The organism is Nocardia sp. CY41 (assembly GCF_009829325.1).
In the GTDB taxonomy this organism is placed as follows: domain Bacteria; phylum Actinomycetota; class Actinomycetes; order Mycobacteriales; family Mycobacteriaceae; genus Nocardia.
Genome location: NZ_VUOS01000031.1, coordinates 11,574 through 33,360, shown reverse-complemented (window position 1 = coordinate 33,360; position 21,787 = coordinate 11,574). Strand labels below are relative to the sequence as shown.

The window sequence follows — 21,787 nt, the reverse complement described above, 5'->3', positions numbered from 1 at the left end:
CGCCACCGTACCGGGCTTCAGATCACGACCGCTTAGGACCGCCGTGGATCACGTGCGCGGTGAATGCGTCCCACGCGCCAGGTGTGAACACTAGCGCTGCTTCGGCCGGGTTCTTGGAGTCCCGCACGCCGACCATGCCGCCTTCCAGGTACGCGACCTCGACGCAATCGTCCTTGCCGCCGCTGTGGCTGCTCTTGAACCAGCGTGTCCCGGATAGGTCCATGCTCATGGCGCGTACTCCTTTGCCACCTGCCGTAGCAGGCGCTTGCTTTCGGTCCGGCCCAACGCTACTCGCTGAATCTTTTGGAAGGCGTTGCGATAACGGCGCACGCTGTCCGGCCTTTCGAGATGAATACTGCCCGCGTAACTCTCGATGTACACGACAGGCGGCTCGAGCGCCTTGCCATCGCTGCTGGTACCGAAATCAAGGATCGTGAACGGCCCGGCCGTCGTACCCACTGGGTAACCTGCCGTGTCGGGCAGCACTCTCACCGATACGTTCGGCGGCAAGTCTGCGAGGTGGCGGCACTGTCTCGCCATCACTCTGGGACCGTGGACTACTCGCCGCAGAACTCCTTGATCGATGACGAGGTCGACGTGGAGGGGAGAGACTGTGCGCAGTATGAGGTTCTGGCGTTCCCGTCGTACGCGAAGACGCCGCTCGCGCTCTTCGGGCAAATCATCAACGAAGTACACCCGGTCCAATGCCTCGGCGTACTCGCGTGTCTGGAACAAGCCGGACACGATATCCGGCCGGTAGATGGTCACCGATTCGGCCGCTGACTCCAAGCCGAGATACACCCCGAAACTAGGTGCAACCTGGTCGGTGTACTCGTCCCACCAACTCGGCTCCATTCGCTGAGCAGCGAGCGCTTTCAGCTCACTTGCCCGCTCAGGCTGTCGATAGAGCCGACACAGGTTGTCGATGTCGGAATCGGAGATCTTGTTCGCGTTGCCCGTCTCGAGCCGTTGCAATGTGCCAGACCCCCGACTGATCGCCTTCGCGGCCATCAGGATCGACAGGCCGGACTCCAGGCGCATCGCACGTAAGACGCGGCCCAGTTGCCGATGTGGTACGCCCGGAGTTCGTGCCATGGATGACGACGAAACGGTGTTGCGCTGCGAATTCCCCCTGGTGAGCGGCTTGACCACTGCTGCTGTCCCCTTCTGGTAGATGGCAAGCACTGCTTTGGTGGGTGGCCCCACCCCCGAGCTGTGGATGACGCTGCTGCGGCGTCACGGGTGCCACCGAACAGCAAGTATGGGTGGTCACCTGGGAAAACGAGACGGTTTTCGCGAATCACTCATTGGATCACCCATGCGTGGCGGGGGACTGCTGTGCTGCGCGCGTGCTGTGGAGGGTCGGCTGCTTTCGTGGGTCGGCGGAACCGGGCGCTCGTCAACCGTCTTTCTGTTGCGAGAGGGGAACAGATGGAAACGCATGGAGATACACCGTTGTCGCGGTGCCTGTTCTACCGGCGGGAGTGCGGCCTCCCCGCTGTGGTCGATCCGCCGGAACTCGGGCGAATCGTCATGCGCGCGGGATCGGTGTGGGCGATGACGATGCCCATTCGTCTCGGGCAGGCGGTGAAAGCGCACCTGCAGAGCGGAGGTGTCGCACTCGGGCCGATCGTGGGGCATCCGCGTTCGGGGCGGTGGACCTTTCTCACGCAGCCTGATCTGCCCGATGACGTGCGGTTGTTCGCCGAGTTGTTCCGGCTGGACGTGGTGGTCGCGCGGTCCGGAGCGACGATCGCGCTGCCTTCGCCCACCGCTGCCGTGGGTGCGATCCGGCATTGGATCGTGCCCCCGCGCAGTACCTTTCGCCCATCGGGTCACTCGGTGGTCGAGGCCGTTCGGGCATGGGCGGATCAGATGCCGCGTACTCGGCGCAGTGCGGGAAAATCCCATGTCGGATGATCTCTCTCGCGCTCGGTGGTTCCTCCGCGTCGAGGGGTTGCGGTCCCGGCTGGCGCACGACAATCCGCAGTGGGCGGTATCCAGTCCCGCTAACGCCAGGAAGGCGCTCGCGTTGCACTACGACTGCGACTACTCATCATGCGCGACGCGCGTCGCGGCGGTGATCGTCAGCCGCGAGGATTACCGGTACTTCCGCCGCATCGAATCGAACGTCGCTGGAAAAGTAAGTGATCGCATGACGCCCACACCGGGATCAGGTGCCTGATGTGCGGCGATTCCTGTACGAATCCATCGGACGACGTCCACGTGAGCGTATTCCTGCACGGTCTGCGAATGGATTTCGCCGCATGCGTCACGGCGGCTATGACATTCGCGCGCGAATGGCGGCACGCCCATTACCCCGACGCGGTCGAAATCCTCCCGGACGGCGCAGAGGGCTTACCCCGCCTCCCCTGCGAACGGCTGTATTGCGAGCGTGCCGCACGCAGAGTCAGCGGTAGTGGGTAAGCGCGCGCCCCGGTCGGTCAGCTGACGTTGTGAAACATTTCGACGGAAACGAAACCGATGGTGCCCCGGTCAGCGGCGACGGGTGAGTGCGCGGCATGGGGAAGGGGCCGGGACCTCACCTCGGAGGTATGAGGTGGGCGGGACGCCCATCAGGCTGCGGAAATCGGCTGTCATGTGGGACTGATCGTAATAGCCCGTGCCGGTGGCGATATCGGCCAGCGGTGTGCCGTCGGTTCGGGACAGGACCTGGCGGACTCGATTGATGCGTGCGAAGTGTTTGGGGGAGACGCCGATGCCATTGGTGAACAGATTGCGGAGTTGGCGTTCGCTGACCGAGAGGCGCGCCGCCAACTCGGTGACGGAGAGCGGGTGGTCGGCGGCGATGGCGGCTACGGCGGTGGTGAGGAGCCGGCGGTGGGCGCGCCGGGCCGGATCGTCGGGGATGCGGCGCGGCAGTTCGTTCTCCAGGTACGGCACGACCTCGTCGTGGTCGAGTTCGATCAGCTCGGCGGCCAGCTGCGCGACCGGGCCGGGTAGATCGTCCAGCAGCAGCACGCGATCGGTGAGCTCGGCCGCCGGAACGCCGAGCAGCGCGGGGACCGTACCCGGGGCCAGCCGCAAGCGGACACAGCCCGCGGGTTTGCTCGCCCGCGAGTAGCTCGCCTTGGTCTGCGGCCCGACGACGAGCGCGACACGGCGGTCCTCGATATCGGCGTGCTCGGTGCGCAGCACGATCGTGGTGGCGGTCTGCGGCACGTGCGCGAACGGCTCGGACAGGTCGAGCACGGTCGGTATGCGGCCGAGTTCGGCCAGCCACGGCCGCAGCGACTCCGGCGCGGCCTCGGACGTCTCGACCGACTCGGCGGTCACGACGGCCGGGAGCAACAGGGTGGTCACCGCTTCTACTGTAGGCAGCCCGGCGCCCGTCAGGTGTGCCGGAATTTCCTAGAGACCTGCGCGAACGTCCGGCACGGTGATTCGCATGATCGTGATCACCGGTGCGACCGGCACCATCGGCAGTGAAATCGTCCGGCAGCTGAGCGAGCGCGGGACCGCAATCCGCGCCGTCACCCGCAACCCGGACCGGGCCCGCGTCCCCGCAGGCGTCGAAGTGGTGCGTGGCGATTACACCGACCTCGCGTCCATGGCGAAGGCGATGGCCGGTGCGGAGGCCGCGTTCATCGTCGGCGTGCTGGGCCCGGAGTACGTGGAGCTCGACCGTGCGCTGATCACCACGGCACGGGACGCCGGAGTCGGCCGCATCGTCAAACTGTCCGCCATCGGCACCGGCGACACCGGTCTCGGCCGCGTCGGCACCTGGCATCTGCCCGGTGAGCAGGCCGCGCGCGAGAGCGGCGTCGACTGGACCATTCTGCGCCCCAGCTCCTTCGCCTCCAACACACTGAGCTGGGCCGCCGCGATCCGCGCCGGACAGCCGGTGCCGAATATGACCGGCGACGCCGCCCAAGGCGTCGTCGATCCCCGTGATGTCGCCGGAGCCGCCGTCGAGGCGTTGATTTCCGCCGATCACGCGGGCCGGATCTACCACCTCACCGGACCGGAATTGCTCACCACGCATGATCTGGCCGCGACTTTGGCGACAGTCACCGGCCACCCGGTGGAAGTGACCGATATTCCCGAAACCGAAGCGCGAGCACATATGCTCGCGTCCGGAATGTCCGCCGAATTCGTCGACGGCGCACTGGCGGGGCAGGCATATGTGCGGGCCGGACACAACGCGATCGTGACCGCCGACGTAGTCGAAATACTCGGCCGTGCAAGGAGTTTCGCTGAATGGGCCGCCGATAACGTGAATGCCTTCACGGCTGTCGGCAACACGCCGTAGGCTGCTTGTGATCAGTGCCACATCGAATTGCCGAACGAGGTTCGCTCGGCAAAGGTGACATGACCGGCCGTGCGGCCGGTGTGCTTACACGAAAAGGAAATTCGGATGCGTCAACGGGTCATGACGGTCTTGGTAGCGCTTGTGGCAGGCGGGTCCGCCGCCGCGTTCGGCGGGGCGAGCGCGTCCGCCGTGGCGGTGAACCCTTTCCCCGGCGGCACGGAGGTCTACTTCGACAACAATGAATCCGCGGCGATCGCGAACCTGAATCTCGGCCCGGCGTTGAGTCAAGTGGCCGTCGCTTGGTCGCCCGGCGCGAAAGCAATGCTCGGCGAGGGGATCACCGAGCACGCCCGGTGGGCAGGCGAATCCCCGACCGGCGGAGTGTCGATCGAGGTCTACGGGTCGTTCCTCCAGCCTTCGCTGGTCACGGTCACTACCCTGCGCGGCTGAGCCATTTTCCGTTTGTGATTCGGTGTGCCAGGGGTATGCTCGCCCATGGCGTTATGCGCATGCATTGCCCGAATCCGCTGTGCTACGAGCGTAGGGCTCGGGCAGCGGCGGCGAGCAAGCGCGCGGCGAGACATCCGGCTGCCGCGCCTTCGGTGCTTACCGACATGGAGACCTCCTGGCGGATGCCCGGACGGGACGACACTACGTGTGCCGTCCCGTCCGGTGTTTCTCCTAGGCGGCCATTTCCTGGTCGATTGCCGCCGCGAAGGCGTCCACATCGGCCTCGGTGGTGTCGAACGAGCACATCCAGCGGACCTCGCCGGTGCGCTCATCCCAGATATGAAAGCGGAACCGCTTCTGCAATCGCTCGGTGACTTCCCTGGGCAGCGTGGCGAAGACGGCATTGGCCTGGACCGGCCGGACGATCTCTACCCCGGGTACCCCGGCGACGGTCGTGGCCAGCCGGGCCGCCATCGCGTTGGCGTGCCGGGCGTTGCGCAGCCACAGATCGCCCTCCAGTAGCGCGACGAATTGCGCCGACACGTACCGCATCTTGGAGGCCAGTTGCAGCCCGGCCTTGCGCAGGTACGGCACGCCGCGCACCGCGTCCGGCTCCAGCACCACGATCGCTTCGCCGAACATGAGGCCGTTCTTGGTGCCGCCGAACGACAGCACGTCCACCCCGGCATCGATGGTGAACGCACGCGGCGGCAAGTCGAGCGCGGCGGCCGCGTTGGCCAGCCGGGCGCCGTCGATGTGCAGCAGCATGCCGCGCTCGCGCGCCATCGCGCCGATCGCCGCGATCTCCTCGGGCGTGTAGAGGGTGCCGAGTTCAGTGCTCTGGGTGAGGGAGACAACTCTGGGCTGGGCATGATGCTCATCGCCGAAGCCCCGCGCGTACCGGTCGAGCAGTTCCGGGGTCAGCTTGCCGTCCGGGGTGGGGACCGGGATCAGCTTCAGCCCGGCCACCTTCTCGGGTGCGCCGCACTCGTCCAGGTTGATGTGCGCGGACTCCGGGCAGATCACGGCGCTCCATCGGTCGCACATGGCCTGCAGTCCGACCACGTTCGCGCCGCTGCCGTTGAAGACCGGATACACCTCGGCGCGCTCGCCGAAATGGCGTTTGATCAGCTCCCGCAGCCGGGCGGTGTGGACGTCCACGCCGTAGGCCGGTTGATGGCCCACGTTGGCGGCGGCCAGCGCCGCCATGATGTCCGGGTGTACGGGGGCGTTGTTGTCGCTGGCGAATCCGCGCGGTGGCTCGCCCCCGTGGTCGTCGCGCTCGGGAGAGCTGTCGCTCACCGGTCCTCCTCGGTCAGCAGCGGGAAGGCGCCGTTCTCGTCGTGGACCTCGCGGCCGGTGAGGGGCGGGTCGAACACGCAGACCGCCCGGAACCGCGTGTGGGCGCGCAAGGTGTGCCGCTGGTGTGCGTCGACCAGGTAGAGCACACCGGGCTCCAGGAGATGCGTCTCCCCGGTTTCCTCGTCGACCACTTCGCCCCGACCCTCGATCACGTAGACGGCTTCGATGTGGTTGGCGTACCACATCTCGAGCTCGGCGCCCGCGTCGACCACGGTGTCGTTCAAGGAGAAGCCGGCCTTCTCCTGGGCGAGCACCAGGCGACGGCTGGTCCACATGGGTCCCCGCACTTCACGTTCGGTGCCGATGGTCTCTTTCAAGGAACGGACGATCATGGGTTTCCTTTGTTCGTGTTTCGGCGAACACCACCGATCATTGCTGCCCAAGCGACAGGCCCGACAGTGGCGGAAATGCCCCGCATCGTAAAGATAATGCCAATCGGCGAGTCGTCGGCGCGCGGACGGGACGACACTATGCGTGCCGTCCCGTCCGGTGTTCAGTTCGCGGTCGAGCGGAAACCGCGCAGCCGCAGGCTGTTGCTCACCACGAAGACCGAGGAGAAGGCCATCGCGGCGCCCGCGAGCATCGGGTTCAGCAGCCCCGCCATGGCCAGCGGGATCGCGGCCACGTTGTAGGCGAAGGCCCAGAACAAGTTGCCCTTGATGGTCGCGAGCGTCCGGCGGGACAGCCGGATCGCGTCCGCGGCCGCCCGCAGATCGCCGCGCACCAAAGTGAGATCGCCCGCCTCGATCGCCACGTCGGTGCCGGTGCCCATGGCCAGGCCCAGGTCGGCCTGCGCCAGCGCCGCGGCGTCGTTCACGCCGTCGCCCACCATCGCGACCACTTTGCCCTCGGCCTGCAACCGCTTGACCATGTCGACCTTGTCCTGCGGCAGCACTTCCGCGATAACCTCGTCGATGCCGACCTGCGCGGCGATCGCCTCCGCGGCGGCCCGGTTGTCGCCGGTCAGCATGATCGGGGCGAGTCCGAGGGCCCGCAGCTGGGAAACCGCCTCGGCGGAGGTGGGTTTCACCGCGTCGGCCACCACGAGCACGCCGCGCGCCGCGCCGTCCCAGCCCACCGCGACGGCGGTCTTGCCCTCGGCTTCGGCCGCGCGCATCGCCGCGGTCAAGGCTTCGTCGAGGTGCTGTGACCAGTCGGCGAGCAGCCGGGCGCGACCGACGATCACCGCGTGGCCGTCCACCGTGCCCTGCACGCCCAGGCCTTCGACATTCGCGAAATCCTCGACCGGCTTCAACTCGCCCACTCGCTCGCGGGCGCCTTTGGCGACGGCCTGGGCGATCGGATGTTCGGAGGAATCCTCCAGGGCTCCGGCCAGTTCCAGGATCCGCTCGACCTGCTCGCCCTCGGCGGGGATCACCTCGAGCAAGCTCATCTTGCCCGCGGTGACGGTGCCGGTCTTGTCCAGCACGATCGTGTCCACCCGCCGGGTGGACTCCAGCACCTCCGGGCCCTTGATCAAGATGCCCAGCTGCGCGCCGCGTCCCGTGCCGACCATCAGCGCGGTCGGCGTGGCCAGTCCGAGTGCGCAGGGGCAGGCGATGATCAGCACCGCCACCGCCGCGGTGAACGCCGCGGCCACCGATCCGCCGGTGCCGAGCCAGAATCCGAGCGTCGCGACCGACAGCGCGATCACGATCGGCACGAAGAACCCGGAGATCCGGTCGGCCAGCCGCTGGGCCTGCGCCTTGCCGGTCTGCGCGTCTTCGACCAGCTTCGCCATCTGCGCCAGCTGGGTGTCCGCACCGATCCTGGTGGCACGCACCACGATCCGTCCGCCGACGTTGACGGTGGCGCCGACCACCACGTCGTCCGGGCCGACCTCCACCGGCACCGATTCACCGGTGAGCATGGAAGCGTCGACGGCGGAGGAACCTTCGGTCACGACACCGTCGGTGGCGATCTTCTCGCCGGGCCGCACCACGAACCGGTCGCCGACCCTCAGCTGCTCCACCGGAATACGCTGCTCGGTTCCGTCGCGCAGGACGGAGACCTCCTTGGCCCCCAGCTCGAGCAGGGCTCGCAGCGCCGCGCCCGCGCGCCGCTTGGCCCGCGCCTCGAAGAAGCGCCCGGCCAGGATGAACGTGGTGACGCCCGCCGCGGCCTCGAGGTAGATGCTGCCGGTGCCGTCCATCCGCGAGATGGTGAACTCGAACGGATGCGTCATGCCCGGCGTGCCCGCGGTGCCCCAGAACAGCGCGTACAGCGACCAGCCAAGGGCGGCCAGCGTCCCCATCGACACCAGGGTGTCCATGGTCGACGCGCCGTGGCGCAGGTTGGTCCATGCCGCGCGGTGGAACGGCAGCGCACCCCACACCACCACCGGCGCGGCCAGCGTCAGCGACAGCCACTGCCAATTGGTGAACTGCAAGGCCGGGATCATCGCCATGGCGATCACCGGCACCGACAGCACCAGCGAGACCAGCAGGCGGGTGCGCAGGGCGGCGGCGGGATCTTCCTCGGCGGCGTTCTCCTGTGGCTGCGGCGGAGCGGGCAGGGCCGCGGTGTAACCCGCTTGCTCTACGGTGGCGATCAGGTCGTCCGGCGAGACGTCGCCGGTGACCTCGACCCGGGCCTTCTCGGTGGCGTAGTTCACGGTCGCGGTGACGCCGTCGAGCTTGTTGAGCTTCTTCTCGATGCGGGCGGCGCACGACGCGCAGGTCATTCCACCGATCACGAGTTCGACCTGCCCGGAGGGCGGCGGTTGTGTCGCGGTGGTCATCGTGGTTGCTCCGTTCTGTGCGCGGACGGTCGTCGGGTCAGTGCGCGTGGCCGTCCGGCTGCTGACCAGTGTGTTCTTGTTGGTTCGAGGCGTCTACGGCGGGGGTACCCGGCGCGACGGTCAGGGTGAATTCGGCGGTGCGGACCACGCCCTCGTGCTGGAAGTCGAGGAACAGGCGGTAGTCGCCCGCGCTCGGCGCCGTGACGGCGAAGGTGATGCCCGGTCCGGCCGCGGTCACGCCGTCGCCGGGGTGGCCTTCCGGATGGACGTGCAGATAGCCCAGGTCGGCGGCGCGCAGGGCCACCAGGTGGCCGTAGGCCCCGAGGTAGGGCTGCAGATCCGTCACCGGCTTGCCCGCCCGGCTGACCGACAGGGTCACCTTCGAGGCCCGGCCGGGGACCACCGTGCCGTCCAGCGTGACGGTGTAGTCGCCGACGTTCGCGGTGGAGGTCGCCGCAGGCAACTGCTGGGGGTCGTAGCGGCCCGCCACCCGTAGGTCCGCGCCGAGCGTCAGCCCGGCGCCGCCCTCCGGGGTGAAGTCGGCGAACACCCGGTAGTCACCGGCGCGGGTGAGGTCGAGCGGGACGCTCCACGTTCCGTTGCCGTCGAGCGCCGGGTGCACGTGCTGGAAGGCGACCATGTCACGGCGCACGACGATCAAGTGCAAGTCCTTGTCGTGGCTGCGCACGTACCGGGTGACGGGCTTCCCGTCGCGGTCGAGGATCGTGAAGCGCAACGGTACGTTCGCCGCGGCGGTGGTCTGGGCGGTGTCCAGCCGCAGGGTGTAGCCGCGGTCGGTGGCCATCATTCCTGCTGGTAGTGCGTCGGCCTCGACCGAGTCTGCGTCGTGCGCTTTCGCGTCGTGGGCGGCGGGTTCGCCGGGCTCCGGCCCGATCACGGCACCGGCCGCGAGGGCGATTCCGAAGACGGCGGCGAGGCCGAGGGCGAAGCCGCCGAATTTGATGGATGCGTTCATCGCAGTGCTCCGTCCGTCAGTCGGCGACGGCATAGCCGGCTCGGGCCACGGCGGCGGCGAGTTCCGCGCGCTCGATCGGGCTCGCGCTCTCGACGGTCACCAGTCCGTCGCCGAGATCGACGGCGACGGATCCGACGCCGTCGAGGCGGCCGATCTCGGTGCGGACCGAGGCGGCGCAGCCGCCGCAGGTCATGCCGGTGACGGTCACGGTGGTTGTGCTCATGGTCGATGTCCTCCTGCGGTTGTTCCCGAATACAATTCTACCCTACCCCCCTAGGGTATATGACTGTCAAGTCCCTGCGCAGAAGAAAGCCCGGCCGCGACAGGATTCGCGGACCGGGCTGGGTGAAACGGGATCAGCGGTAGGTCGCCAGCGCGACGGCGGGCGCCGAGACCACCTGTACGTCGGCGGAGTCGGACACCTTGACGTGCAGGAAACCACCCTCGATCGCGATCGAGACGTCATCGACGGTGCGTGCGGTCCGCCCCTCGCGGTCCAGCAGCGAGTAGCCCTCGGCCAGCACGACCTTGCTCGCGGGCCGCCATTTCGCTTCCATTCCGGCGCCTTTCGCCGGCGCCACCGGCGGGAAGTCGAGTTCCGGCTCGGCGACGTGGTTGAAGTAATTGGACAGGACGTTCAGCGCGACGTGGCCCACGATCTCGCCGAGTTCGGCGTCGCTCACCCCGCGAGAGCGCGCCGAGGCGAGTACGGCATCGTCGATCCGGCCGCGGGAGCGGAGTATGTCCCGGGCGACGTGCAGGATCGCGTCGGCGTGCGGGTCGTCGGCGCGTGCCGCGAGGGTGTCGGCGATCGCCTGCTCGGTGATGCCCATTCGCCCGGCGCGCATGGTGTGCGCGGCGGTGCAGTAGTCGCAACCGTTTTCGCCTGCGACCAGCAGGGCGAGCTGTTCGCGGACGCGGGCCGAAAGCTTTCCTTCGGTGAGCGCGTCGCGCAGGTCCAGGTATCCCCGCAGGGTGGCGGGGCTGTTCGCCATGGCGGCGTAGAGATTCGGGACCCGGCCCAGCCGGCGCTGTACCTCGCCGAGCAGGTCTGCCTGCTCGGCATCGGCGGAGTCGGGAGATATAAGGGGCAGGCGGGACATCGAAGCCTCCAGCTCGGACAAAACGGTACCGATCGGTTCCGAACTAAGACGGTACTGAGTGGTTCTGTTTTGGTCAAGTGTGATGGTACTGACTGGTTCCGTTCTGCTACCGTTGCGTCATGCCAACCCAGGCCAAACAGCGTTTGCTCAACACCGCGGAAGAGCTGTTCTACGCCGAAGGAATTCGCGCCGTCGGCATCGATCGCCTGCTTCAGGAGTCCGGCGTGGGACGCGCCTCCTTCTACCGCCACTTCGCGAGCAAGGACGACCTGGTCGTCGCGGTGCTGGGGGATCGGGACCGCCGGTGGCTGAGCTGGTTGCGGGAATCGGTCGAGGCGAAGACCGGGGACCCGGCCGCCCGGCCGCTCGCGGTCTTCGACGCCCTGGCCGACCGTTTCGCCCGCAAGGACTTTCGCGGCTGCGCGTTCATCAACACCATGGTCGAGGTCGCCGATCGCGGCAGCGCGGCGCATCAGGTCGCCGATCGGCACAAACGCCGCGTGATCGAGTACCTGAGCGAACTGCTCATCGAGGCGGGGAGATCCGACGCCGCGGAACTGGCCGCCGAACTCGCGCTGCTGGTCGACGGAGCGATCGTCACCGCCGTCCGCGAGGGGACTCCGGACGCGGCCTCTCGTGCCCGCACCATCGCGGAGCGTCTGCTCGCAACGCCATGAGAGTCGGCCTGCTACCGCCGGTCCGTATGCGGCGGCGCGCCATTGTGTACTCGCTGCGGGATTCGCCCGACGTCGCAGCCGGACGCAAAGCCGGGACCGCCCGTCTGCAGGGCGAGCCGGGCTCGGGCGACACGACCGGCAGCTCACCGACCGCCTAGCAACTCGACCCGTGGCGATCGCGCGCACTCCGCTTCGTGTTGTGAACCCGTACGCCGGGACGTTTGGGAGCTTGCCGAGGGATCGAATGCGATTGTGAATGGGCCATTGCCGCGAAACCGCCACGCCGGGGCAACTCGGTCCAGCGCGATGCCGCGCGCGGGTCGCCGGAGATCTGGAAGCACCACTCGGTTCGCTGAGCGGCGCGGGGGACAGCCGTCGCTGGAACCCGCTGCCGTCGGCATCGTGGCATGCCGCCTGCGACGGTCGGAGCCGTTGGTCGTGCCCGTCTGGTGGAGTCGTCGCGGGACCGTGGTCGGAGAGGTCCGAATACCTGGAACGGGTGGTGCGGAGGAGGTCATGCGCACCAGTGCCGCCCCGCTGACGTCGCGGGGCGGCACCTGCTCGGATCAAGCCGAATGCAGGTTGCGTGCGGTAGGTGAGGTCTCGGTCGTGGCCGGGTCGGGGTAGGTGCCGAAGAGGCGGTCGGCGGTGCCGGAGCTGGTGACCGTGAACCAGTAATGCTCGTTCTTGTAGTGGTGATGGCGGTGATTGCGCCAAACCGCGCGGTAGAGCGAGCCTTTCGGCTTGTAGTCGGTGTGGATCAGGTAGTGCGTCCACTCGTAGCCGAGGCCGAGCAGCGTGATGGTGATCAGGAAGGTCAGGCCGAGGCCCGGGCGGGGGAAGGCGAACGCCGCCAGCGCGATCAACACCACGACCAGCACCGCCAGGGTTCTCGTCGGGATGAAGATCAGCGGGATGTCGCGCGGATCGACGTGATGCTCGCGGTGCTTGCGGGCCAGTTCGCTGTCGAGCGCGAGCGGGCCGAGCCGCCGTGGTTTCCAATGCAGCACGGTGACGTGCACGATCCACTCGAAGACCGGGAAGACCGCCAGCATCACGGCGGGAACCAGTAGGTCGGTCATCTGCCAGTCGCCGACGACCACGCGGGCGATCAGCGCGCCTGCCAGCGTGGTCCCGATCATCCACGGCGACGGATGCCGGACGAATTCCGCGAATGCCTGGCCAAGGGTGAGCCCGCGACGCAACGCCCGCTCGTCCCTGCGCACCCGCGCCCGCGCGTCCGCCTCGACCGAGGCCCGTTCGGATGCTTTGGATTTCGTCATGTTCGTTCCTAGCTGTGCGTGACCGGGGGTCCGCCGAGAACCTCGATCAGGGCGGTGGTCGCCGGCTCGAGCAGCGCCCGAGCGCTGGTGGCGGCCTTCTGCGGCCGGCCCGCCGCGATGGCGGCGGCCAGTTCGCGGTATGCCTCGATGTTGCCCACCTCGGCGGACATGATCGGGGCCAGCGCCGCGAGCGCCGGTTCATAGGCGGCGCGCAACATGTTGAACATCAGCCGGAACACGATCGAGTCGGCCGCGTCCACGACGTGATCCCAGAACTCCATCGCGTGCCGCTGCTGCGCGATCGGGTCCTGCTCGGCGGCAAGCGCTTCGACGGATGCCTTCAGCAGGGGACGAACCCCGTCGGCGCCGATCGCGCCTACCCGCCGCGCGGCCAACTCCGCCACCTTCGGCCCGTTGTGCAGGCGGGCCTCCAGAATGCTGCGAGCGACCGCGGGGTCCAGTTCCCCTGCCTGCACCAGTAACCTGGGCAGCACCTCGAGCCCCGCGCCGCGGCGATAGTCCAGCACGGTGGTCGCGTCTCCCTGCCGCACGGATACCAGCCCGGCCGCGGCCAGCCGCTGTAGCGCCTCCCGCACCGCGGGCCGGGACACCCCGAGCGCCTCCGCCAACTGCCGCTCGCTGGGCAAGGTCGCCCCGGGCGCCAACTCGCCGCTGAGCACATCCGCGGCGATCTGCTCGAACACATCCGCCGATACCGACCGCTTGACCACAGGTTGCAACGCCATGCGTCCACTGTGCGCCGATTTGGTCAGGAGGTCAAGTGGTCAGACCAGTTGCGGCAGCATCGCTGTCCTCGACGGCCATTGCGCGACGCCTACGACAGGCTGAGCGATATCTTCCGCCCCGCCGAGCGCCGGTTCTGACCGGAGCGGCGACACGGCACTCATCGGACCCGTTCGGAACGCTGCGCCGACAGGCGCCGGGTCCGTAGCTCTAATTCGGTGGCCCGCTTGCCGTCGGGGAGTTAACATCCGCTCGTCCGTATTCGAGGTGGGAAAGCATTGCCGAGGAGGTGGGGCGGGATGACCGCGCCGAAGACCGCCGTCACACGCGACGCCCGGACTGTCCCAACGTCCCGGGTCCCGGTCTGATCCCTCTTCGTCCGGCGTTCGTGTTGCGGGCCTTCCGGCTCGCGTGACGGTGGTGCTGTGTCCGTGACCGGTCCCGACCATCATGAACACGGAGAATCCGAGTTGAGTTCCACCATCGATTGGCGCGTGCGCGCCGAAACCGCTGCCGATATTCCCGCGATCCACGAGATCAACGTCGCGGCGTTCGAGCGGGCCGACGAGGCCGAGCTGGTCGGCGCACTGCGCGACGACCCCGCATGGATCGACGGCTTGTCGATCGTCAGCACGCTGCCGGACGACACCCCGGTCGGCTTCGCACTGCTGACTCGCTGCCACGTGAACACGACGCCCGCGCTGTGCCTCGGCCCGTGCGCGGTGCTGCCCGACTACCAGAAGACCGGTGCGGGTTCCGCCGCGATCCGGGCCGCGCTCGCGGCCGCGTCGCGGATGGGCGAGCGTTTCGTCATCGTGCTCGGTCATCCGGCGTACTACCCGCGCTTCGGGTTCGGCCGGGCGTCCGAGCACGGAATCGGCCTCACCATCGACGTTCCGGATGAGGCGTTGATGGCGCTGACCCTCGACCCTGCTCAGCCGCTGCCGCGCGGCACGGTCCGTTACGCCGCCCCTTTCGGCATCGACTAGCACCGTCGGCGTGACAGTACCGACGGTGGGGCGGAGCCGAATCCGCCCCACCGTCGGGTCGGCTGGGATTGTCGACGACTCGCCGCTGAGCACATCCGCGGCGACCTGCTCGAATCATCCGCCGACACCGACCGGTTGACCACAGGTTGCGACGCCATGCGACTACTGTGCGCCGGTTTGGTCAGAAGGCCAAGTGGTCAGCCAATTTGCCGGAGATGTCTGCCGGGCATTCCGTGTGGTCTCGTGCGGCGCTGCCCGACAGCGAGAAGGTTGGAGTTGCGCCGCGATCGTCGCGCGGTTGCTGTTGGTGCCCGAAGAGCCGAGTGCACCGGGTGGTGTCTCTTCCGGTGGCGTCACCAAAATGGCTTTTGAAGTGATGCGTCGTCGGATAGATTCGGGTCCGCTTCGCGAGCGAGCTATTCGTCAAGCCGTTACGTCCCCCTCGCCGAGGGAAACGCGGAGCAGTGGTCTACTAGGGGAGGCAGGACCGTGCCGGAAATTTCACTGCGTCCGGCCGTGGCGGGTGACCTGCCACTCGTCGGAAAGCTATGCGAGCGTAGTATGTCGGTATCAGCCGAGGGCATCGGCTATCCGCGCTGCGCCGACGAGCAGGAGCTCCTGGCCGAACTCGCGCTCTACGGCAACGAAGTTGAAGATCACTTGTTCATGGTGTGTGACGCGGCAGGCGCAGCGGTGGGTTGCACCGGATTGCTGGTGTCCGATACGGATGCGGTTTGTTACCTGATAGGGCCGCTGCTGCATGGGTCATGGCGAACCGTCGACACCGCAAGTCAGGCTCTGCGACTGCTTCTTGCGCGCGAAAGGGTTGTATCCAGCGCACTGGTCGGTTACATCGTCGACGACAATGTCGTTCTGGCAGAGGCATTGCAGCGGACCGGCTGGCGTTGCGGCGAAGCGCAGCTGGAAATGAGCTGCGAAACTACGGCGGCCGAACACGGCTGCGTAGTGGCAGGCGGGGAGAGGTTTATTCGCGGGCTGTCGACCAGCGGCGACCACCTCTTTCCCGCTGTCGCGCAAATGCTCGGTAGACATCATCATTGGTCATCCGATCCGCTGGCGCGGCTCAGCGACTACCTGGACGACGGTTATCGGGTCGCTGTCCTGGAGTCGGCCGGGCGGCTGATCGGCTGCGCGCTCTGGATCCATGTCAGCGGTACCGATTTCGGTCGGCTCGACTATCTGTCGGTGTCCGAGGAATTTCGAGGCAGATCGTATGGCTCGATGCTCACCCGGCATGTACTGGCCGAAGCCACGCGTATGGAAGCGATCGAGCGTGTCTATCTCAGTGTCGACTCGGCCAACGAAGTGGCACGTCGTGTATATCGTTCCTGCGGTTTCACGGAAGGGGTAGCGTCGCGAAGATACTCCTACCAGGCCGAGTAGTCAGCGCGGCGATATCACGCGATGGTCACATGGGGTCGGAGCCCCGGACGGCGGACAGCCAGATGGTGCAGGCGGCGGCCACGGTGGTGGCGGCGAGAAAGACCGGGAAGCCGCCGCCGTCGAGATAGACCCACAGGAGTGCGGCGACGGGGGCGGCCACGGTGGACTGCGCGTCGAGCAGCAGACGACGGCGCAGCCGGGTGGCCTTCGCTATGTGGGCGGGTGCGTCCGGGTCGGGGCGGCTGGGATTGTCGACGAGACGACCGGGCGGTTCGGCGTCGCGGATGCGGCCGGAGGGGTAGAGCCGTCGTCCGGCGACGTGGATCGTGCGGTCGGTGAGTTCCGCGTCGGTTTCGGTGAGGATGATCAGCGCCGGGTCGAAGTACACCGGAAGCCACCGCGGCCGCCCGGTGCCTGCGACTTGCAACCACGACCGGCTGTCCAGGCGATGCTGCTGGCGGATGCGGGTGACCCGCACGGTGCGGGCGGCGCCCGAACGCCGGAACGGGAGCAAGCCGAAGGCGACGGCGAGCCGGTAGCCGGTATACCCGCTGACGCCCAAGGCAACGGCGACCAGGGCCGCCACCTGATCCAGAGTGCCGAACGGCGCCCAAGCGGCACAGACCGCGAGGGCGCCGATCGTCACCGTGAGCGGATAGGCCAGCGGGTGGCCCGGTCCGATGCTCACTTCAGAAAGCCGACCTTGGTGTAGTCGCGCGAGGCGAGGCCGAACGCACCGTAGTTCGCCAGATCGGTCCGGACCGCGTAGGTGCCCGCGGCCTGGTGCAGCGGGATCGAGTACCCCTCTTCGAAGATCATCCGATCGCATTCGTTGGCCAACTGAACGGCCTTGTCGGGGTCGAGTTCGGACAGGGTCCGGTCGATCAGCGCGTTGAGTTCCGGGGTGCCGATCCGCGCCTTGTTGCCCTGTAGGTTGGCCGGGTCGTAGTAGTAGATCTGCCGGAGTCCGCTCAACGGGAGAACGCTACCGTTCCAGCTGAATTGAGCCAGATCGAAATTGCCGGGATCGATGACATTGGTGAACAGTCCCGTGCCCGGCACCGTCTGAATGGTCATTTTCACGCCGACTTTCGCCAGATTCTGCTGCACGATCTGCGCGGTCTGCACCCACTGGTCCTGCTGGTACATCACGTCGCGGAGTTCGAGTTTGCGGCCGTCCTTCTCGCGGACGTCTCCGTTGAGTTTCCAGCCGAGCGCGTCCAGCATGCGGGCCGCCTCGTCCGGGTCGTAGGCGATGGGCGCGGCGTTGTCCTGGTAGCCCTTCTGCCCCGACACGAAGACGTGATTGTTCAATGGCTTCGGATCGTCGACGACGCCGTGCTGCGAGGCGGTGACCACGCCCTGCCGGTCGATCGCCTTGGAGATGGCGATCCGCAGTTGCGGGTCGGCGAGCAGGGAACCGGGCGCCCCGTTGAACGTGATGTGCGACCAGGTCGGCTCCGGCGTGCGCCGGATGACCACGTTCGCGGCGTTGCGCGCCGCGCTGACGTTCTCGATGCCGGACATGTAGGCGATGTCGAGCTCGTTGTTCTGGATCGCGGGCAGCCAGGCCGAGTGGTCGAGCACGCTGAAGGTGACCGAATCCAGTTTCGGCGTATCGCCCCACCACCGGGGATTGCGCCCGAGCACGATCCGATTCTGGCTGCGATCGATGGAGGTGACCGCGAAGGGGCCCGCGCTGACCGGCAAGCTGTTCTTGGCCGCGTTGGTGAACGTGTCGGGCGTCGCGGTGACCGACTTCGGGTACAGCGGGTTGAACAGTCCTTGCCATTCGCTGTAGGGCTGGTCGAAGGTCACCACGGCTTGCCGGTCGTCGGCGCCGCGCTCGACCTTGCCGACCCGTTCGAAACCGCCGGTGCCCGAGACGAGGAACGCGTTGTCCTTGCCGCTCAGGGCATTCGCCTGCGACCGCAAGTCCTCCCAGGTGATCGGTGAGCCGTCGGACCACATGGCTTTCGGATTGATGGTGTACTCCACCTGCTGGGGGCTGGTCCCGGTCAGCTTGATATCGGTGAAGAAGTCGTGGTCGATGCTCAGCTGTCCCGCCGCGTCGCTGACGAAGGCGGTGGGCATCGTCGCTTCGACGATGGAGAAGACGCTCTCGGTGCCGCCGTCCACATGCAGGTAGTTGAAGGTCTCCGGGAAGTTGGTGAGCGCCAACCGCAGATTGCCGCCGTCGCGCAGTTCACCGGGGTCCCTCGGATTGATGTCGTTGGTGCTGCCGACCGTGCTGGTGCCCGGCGCGGCGGCGTTGTCGCCACCACAACCCGTCACGGTCAGCCCGACGACGACCAGCGACAACGCCAGCCGGGCACACGCAGAGGTAATCCGCATGGTGATCCTTCCTGCTCGTTAGGTCCTGCGGAACGGCCTCACTTCTCGAAGCCCACCCGGAGATAGTCCGGGGAAGCCAGCCCGAAGGCGCCGAAGTTGGCCAGCCCCGCTCGAACGGCCACATTGCCCGGCGATTGCGCGATGGGCACCGAGTGGCCCAGTTCGAAGATCATCCGGTCGGCCTTGTTCGCCAGCTCGATCGCCCGCTCGGGGTCGAGTTCGGAAATGGTCTGCTCGATCAGCTCGTTCAGTTCGGGTGACCCGATCCGTCCCTTGTTGCTCAGCGGGTTCGCCGGGTCGTAGGCGTAGATCTGCGGCAGCGCGCCGAGCGGGAAAATGCTTCTGGACCAGCTGAACTGGGCGATGTCGAAGTTGCCAGGGTCGATCACATCGGTGAACAGGCCGTTGCCGGGGAAGGTCTGGATCACCAGTTTCACCCCGACCCGCGCCAGATTCTGCTGCATGATCTGCGCCATCTGCACCCAGGTGTCCTGCTGGAACATCACGTCCCGGATCACCAGCTGACGCCCGTCCTTCTCGCGGACGTCGCCGTTGAGCTTCCAGCCGAGTTCGTCCAGCATGCGGGCCGCCTCGTCGGGGTTGTAGGCGATCACCGCGGAATTGTCCTGATAGCCCTTCTGCCCGTCGAGGTAGATGTGGTTGTTCAGCGGCTTGGGATTCTCCACGATCCCGTTCTGCAGCGCGGTGACGATGCCCTGGCGATCGATCGCCTTCGCGATCGCGACGCGCAAGCGCGCATCCGCGAGAATCGACCCCGGCGCGCCGTTGAACGTGATGTGCGAGTTGTACGGGCGCGAGGCGCGACGCACGATGATGCCCGGCGAGTTGGTCGCGGACTTGACCTCTTCGATGCCGGAGATATCGATGGCATCGAGTTCATTGTTCTGCAAGGCGTTGAGGCGGGCCGAATAGTCGAGCACGCTGTAGGTGACGGTGTCCAGCTTCGGCGTCTCGCCCCACCATTTCGGGTTGCGGTTGAGCACGATTCGCTGCTGCGCCCGGTCGACGGAGGTGATCACGAACGGTCCGGCCGACTTGGCGAGCCCGTTGCGGTCGCGCTCGTTGAACGCCTGCGGCGTCTCGGTCGATTCCGTCGGCATCAGCTGACTGAACAGGCCCCGCCACTCCGCGTAGTGCTGCGCGAAGGTGACGACGGCCTGGCGGTCGTCGACCCCGCGCTCGACCTTGGCCAGCCGGTTGTAGCCCTGGGTCGCGGAGACCCGGTATTCCGTGTTGCGGCCGCTCAGTGCCTCGGCTTGGGAGCGCAGGTCCTCCCAGGTGATCGGACTGCCGTCGGACCAGACCGCCTTGGGATTGATGGTGTAGACCACCCGCTGCGGGTTGGTCTCGGTCAGTGCGATATCGGTGAAGAAGTTGTGGTCGATCGACAGTTCGCCCGCAGCGTTGGCGGTGATCGGCCCTGGCAATGTCCAGTCGACTACTTCGGCGAGGTCACCGTCGGCGTCGACGTGGTGCGAATTGAACGTCGCGGGGAAATTCGTGATGGCAAGACGTAGGTTGCCGCCGTCGCGCACGTCGCTCGGGTCTCGGGGATTGATGTCGTTGGTCGATCCGAGGGCGCTGGAACCCGACTTAACCTCGCTGCCGCCGGAACCACAGCCGACCAGCACAGCGAGCGCCGTGCTCACGGTGAGAGCCCGGACCATCACGTCGCGTGCCCGCCACCGGCGGTTCCGAGTCTGCTGTGCTGGTCTCATTTCACGAATCCGATCTTGGTGTAGTCGTAGGACGCCAGCCCGGGGGAACCGATATTGGCGAGGTCCGCGCGGGCGCCGAAACTGCCGTCGGACTGGGTCAGCGGCAGGGAATGCCCTTCCTCGAACACCTTGCGGTCGACCTCGTTGGCCAGTTCGATCGCCTTCTTCGGGTCGAGTTCGGTCAGCGTGCGCTCGATCAGGGCATTGAGCTCGGGCGAGCCGATACGGCCGTAGTTGCCCTGCAGATCGTTCGGGTCGTAGTAGTAGATCTGGCGGATCGAACTCATCGCGAAGGCGTCCCCGGCGAAGATGAACTGCGCGGCGTCGAAATCACCGGGGATGATGACGTCGGTGAAATAACCGGCCCCCGGTTTGGTATCGATGGTGAGCCGCACGCCGATCCGGGCCAGATTCTGCTGGATGATCTGCGCGATCTGGACCCACAGCGGGTCGTTGTACATCACGTCGCGGATTTCCAGCTTGCGGCCGTCCTTCTCGCGGACGTCGCCGTTGAGCTTCCAGCCGAGCGCGTCGAGTTCCCGTGCCGCCTGCTCGGGGTCGTAGGCGACCGGCGCCGAATTGTCCTGGTAACCGTCTTGCCCCTGCAGGAAGATGTGATTGTTCAACGGCTTCGGATTCTCCACCAGGCCGTTCTGGGTCGCGGTCGCGATACCCTGCCGGTCGATGGCCTTCGCGATCGCCACCCGCACGCGCGCATCCGCGAGAATGGAGCCGGGTGCGCCGTTGAAGGTGATGTGCCGCCAGCGGTTACCGGGCGCACGGCGAATCACCAGCCCGTCGGTATTGCGGACCGTCTTGACCTCGTCGATCGAGGCCAGCCGGACGAGATCCAGTTCGCTGTTCTGCAGGGCGCCCGCCCAGGCCGCGTGATCCAGCACGCTGTAGGTGATGGTGTCCAGCTTCGGCGTCTCGCCCCACCATCTCGGATTACGGCTGAGCACGATCCGGCCCTGGACACGGTCGGTGGACTGGACGACGAACGGGCCCGCGCTGGGGCCGAGCCGGTCCACCAGTCCCTTGTTGAACGATTCCGGGGTCGCCGTCACGGATTTCGGGAAGAGCGAGGAGTTGCCCGCGAACTGGCCGCGCCATTCGCCGTAGGGATGGTTGAAGGTGAGGACCGCCTGCCGGTCGTCCACACCGCGCTCGACCTTGTCGACGAACTCGAAGCCGTTGGTGATCGCGATCAGGAAGCGCTTGTCGCGGCCGCTGAGCGCGTGTGCTTGCGCGGCGAGGTCCTCCCAGGTGATCGGCGTGCCGTCGGACCAGACCGCCGCGGGATTGATGGTGTAGGTGACCTGTTGCGGATTGGTGCCGGTCAGCGCGACATCGGTGAAGAAGTCCCGGTCGACGGTCAGGTTGCCCGCCGCGTCGGCGTCGAAGGCGCGCGGCATGAGCGGGCGCTCGATATCGGCGATCTCGCCGTCGTTCCCGTCGTTGGACAGGGTGTTCCAGTTCGCCGGGAAGCTGGTGACCGCCAAGCGCAGGTTGCCGCCTTCGCGCACCTCGTCGCGGTTCTTGGGATTGATGTCGCTGGTGGTGCCGAGCGCGTCGGACAGTCCCGCGGCCGACTCGTCGGGGCCGGTCGCGCAGCCCGCGGCGATCAGCGCGATCGCCGCCAAGCCCGCGGTCCACCGCCATCGGTCGAAACGGATCCGCATCGCGCTCTCC

22 protein-coding genes are annotated in these 21,787 nt (G+C 67.2%); 7 read left to right on the top strand and 15 right to left on the bottom strand.

Going from position 1 to position 21,787, the window contains the following annotated elements; genetic code table 11:
* Positions 1-22 precede the first annotated feature (22 nt).
* Both GVY64_RS30445 and GVY64_RS30440 read right to left on the bottom strand, forming a co-directional pair.
* Complete coding sequence (locus GVY64_RS30445; RefSeq protein ID WP_159849023.1) at positions 23-229, bottom strand: DUF397 domain-containing protein; 207 nt, start codon at positions 227-229, stop codon at positions 23-25.
* Entirely contained in the window at positions 226-1,185 is a 960-nt protein-coding gene (locus tag GVY64_RS30440; RefSeq protein WP_236567374.1) for a helix-turn-helix domain-containing protein, read from the bottom strand. The genes GVY64_RS30445 and GVY64_RS30440 overlap by 4 nt, the downstream gene beginning before the upstream one ends.
* 246 nt (positions 1,186-1,431) lie before the next feature.
* On the opposite strand from GVY64_RS30440, the gene GVY64_RS30435 reads away from it, so the two are divergent.
* On the top strand, positions 1,432-1,920 hold the full coding sequence (locus GVY64_RS30435; protein ID WP_159849020.1) for a DNA-directed RNA polymerase subunit beta: 489 nt from the start codon (positions 1,432-1,434) through the stop codon (positions 1,918-1,920).
* Positions 1,910-2,185: a hypothetical protein gene (locus GVY64_RS30430; protein ID WP_159849017.1), complete on the top strand. Its 276-nt coding sequence runs from the start codon at positions 1,910-1,912 to the stop codon at positions 2,183-2,185. The genes GVY64_RS30435 and GVY64_RS30430 overlap by 11 nt, the downstream gene beginning before the upstream one ends.
* A gap of 311 nt (positions 2,186-2,496) precedes the next feature.
* On the opposite strand, the gene GVY64_RS30425 is transcribed toward GVY64_RS30430, so the two are convergent.
* Entirely contained in the window at positions 2,497-3,324 is an 828-nt protein-coding gene (locus GVY64_RS30425) for a helix-turn-helix domain-containing protein (protein ID WP_201298227.1), read from the bottom strand.
* Positions 3,325-3,409: 85 nt separating this feature from the next.
* On the opposite strand from GVY64_RS30425, the gene GVY64_RS30420 reads away from it, so the two are divergent.
* Both GVY64_RS30420 and GVY64_RS30415 read left to right on the top strand, forming a co-directional pair.
* Entirely contained in the window at positions 3,410-4,273 is an 864-nt protein-coding gene (locus tag GVY64_RS30420; RefSeq protein WP_159849014.1) for an NAD(P)H-binding protein, read from the top strand.
* A 105-nt stretch (positions 4,274-4,378) separates the two neighbouring features.
* A complete protein-coding gene (locus GVY64_RS30415; RefSeq protein ID WP_159849012.1) occupies positions 4,379-4,723 on the top strand; it encodes a hypothetical protein in 345 nt (114 codons plus the stop codon).
* A 231-nt stretch (positions 4,724-4,954) separates the two neighbouring features.
* Here GVY64_RS30415 and GVY64_RS30410 read toward each other — a convergent pair whose 3' ends face one another.
* The 6 genes from GVY64_RS30410 to GVY64_RS30385 form a co-directional block, all read right to left on the bottom strand.
* Complete coding sequence (locus GVY64_RS30410; RefSeq protein ID WP_236567373.1) at positions 4,955-6,025, bottom strand: threonine aldolase family protein; 1,071 nt, start codon at positions 6,023-6,025, stop codon at positions 4,955-4,957.
* Positions 6,022-6,417 carry an ectoine synthase gene (locus GVY64_RS30405; protein WP_159849009.1) on the bottom strand — a complete coding sequence of 132 codons (396 nt, stop codon included), beginning with the start codon at positions 6,415-6,417 and terminating at the stop codon, positions 6,022-6,024. The genes GVY64_RS30410 and GVY64_RS30405 overlap by 4 nt, the downstream gene beginning before the upstream one ends.
* Positions 6,418-6,578: 161 nt before the next feature.
* Positions 6,579-8,825: a heavy metal translocating P-type ATPase gene (locus GVY64_RS30400; protein ID WP_159849006.1), complete on the bottom strand. Its 2,247-nt coding sequence runs from the start codon at positions 8,823-8,825 to the stop codon at positions 6,579-6,581.
* Between the two features lie 37 nt (positions 8,826-8,862).
* The gene (locus GVY64_RS30395) at positions 8,863-9,801 is read right to left on the bottom strand and encodes a hypothetical protein (protein ID WP_201298226.1); all 939 of its coding nucleotides are present in this window, start codon (positions 9,799-9,801) and stop codon (positions 8,863-8,865) included.
* Between the two features lie 16 nt (positions 9,802-9,817).
* Positions 9,818-10,024, bottom strand: coding sequence for a heavy-metal-associated domain-containing protein (locus GVY64_RS30390; protein WP_159849003.1), 207 nt, complete (start codon positions 10,022-10,024; stop codon positions 9,818-9,820).
* A gap of 133 nt (positions 10,025-10,157) precedes the next feature.
* A complete protein-coding gene (locus GVY64_RS30385) occupies positions 10,158-10,904 on the bottom strand; it encodes a carboxymuconolactone decarboxylase family protein (RefSeq protein ID WP_159849000.1) in 747 nt (248 codons plus the stop codon).
* A gap of 119 nt (positions 10,905-11,023) precedes the next feature.
* Here GVY64_RS30385 and GVY64_RS30380 point away from each other — a divergent pair, with 119 nt between their 5' ends.
* A complete protein-coding gene (locus GVY64_RS30380) occupies positions 11,024-11,581 on the top strand; it encodes a TetR/AcrR family transcriptional regulator (protein WP_159848997.1) in 558 nt (185 codons plus the stop codon).
* A gap of 566 nt (positions 11,582-12,147) precedes the next feature.
* Here the strand turns inward: GVY64_RS30380 and GVY64_RS30375 are convergent.
* Together GVY64_RS30375 and GVY64_RS30370 are read right to left on the bottom strand one after the other, a co-directional pair.
* The gene (locus tag GVY64_RS30375; protein WP_159848994.1) at positions 12,148-12,864 is read right to left on the bottom strand and encodes a sterol desaturase family protein; all 717 of its coding nucleotides are present in this window, start codon (positions 12,862-12,864) and stop codon (positions 12,148-12,150) included.
* 8 nt (positions 12,865-12,872) lie between these two features.
* Complete coding sequence (locus GVY64_RS30370) at positions 12,873-13,610, bottom strand: FadR/GntR family transcriptional regulator (protein WP_159848991.1); 738 nt, start codon at positions 13,608-13,610, stop codon at positions 12,873-12,875.
* A 468-nt stretch (positions 13,611-14,078) separates the two neighbouring features.
* Here GVY64_RS30370 and GVY64_RS30365 point away from each other — a divergent pair, with 468 nt between their 5' ends.
* Positions 14,079-14,597, top strand: a complete 519-nt coding sequence (locus tag GVY64_RS30365; RefSeq protein ID WP_159848988.1) for a GNAT family N-acetyltransferase — start codon at positions 14,079-14,081, stop codon at positions 14,595-14,597.
* Positions 14,598-15,086: 489 nt separating this feature from the next.
* Positions 15,087-16,001 (top strand): GNAT family N-acetyltransferase, encoded by a 915-nt coding sequence (locus GVY64_RS30360; RefSeq protein ID WP_159848985.1) that lies wholly within the window; start codon positions 15,087-15,089, stop codon positions 15,999-16,001.
* Between the two features lie 25 nt (positions 16,002-16,026).
* Here the strand turns inward: GVY64_RS30360 and GVY64_RS30355 are convergent, their stop codons facing one another.
* Genes GVY64_RS30355 through GVY64_RS30340 form a run of 4 tightly spaced genes read right to left on the bottom strand, consistent with a single transcriptional unit; the run spans position 16,027 to position 21,777 of the window.
* Positions 16,027-16,683, bottom strand: a complete 657-nt coding sequence (locus GVY64_RS30355) for a hypothetical protein (protein WP_442939652.1) — start codon at positions 16,681-16,683, stop codon at positions 16,027-16,029.
* 2 nt (positions 16,684-16,685) lie between these two features.
* A complete protein-coding gene (locus GVY64_RS30350) occupies positions 16,686-18,356 on the bottom strand; it encodes an ABC transporter family substrate-binding protein (protein WP_159848982.1) in 1,671 nt (556 codons plus the stop codon).
* Between the two features lie 38 nt (positions 18,357-18,394).
* Positions 18,395-20,095 (bottom strand): ABC transporter family substrate-binding protein, encoded by a 1,701-nt coding sequence (locus GVY64_RS30345; protein ID WP_442939649.1) that lies wholly within the window; start codon positions 20,093-20,095, stop codon positions 18,395-18,397.
* On the bottom strand, positions 20,092-21,777 hold the full coding sequence (locus GVY64_RS30340) for an ABC transporter family substrate-binding protein (RefSeq protein ID WP_159848979.1): 1,686 nt from the start codon (positions 21,775-21,777) through the stop codon (positions 20,092-20,094). Before GVY64_RS30340 ends, GVY64_RS30345 begins: the two co-directional genes overlap by 4 nt.
* Positions 21,778-21,787 lie beyond the last annotated feature (10 nt).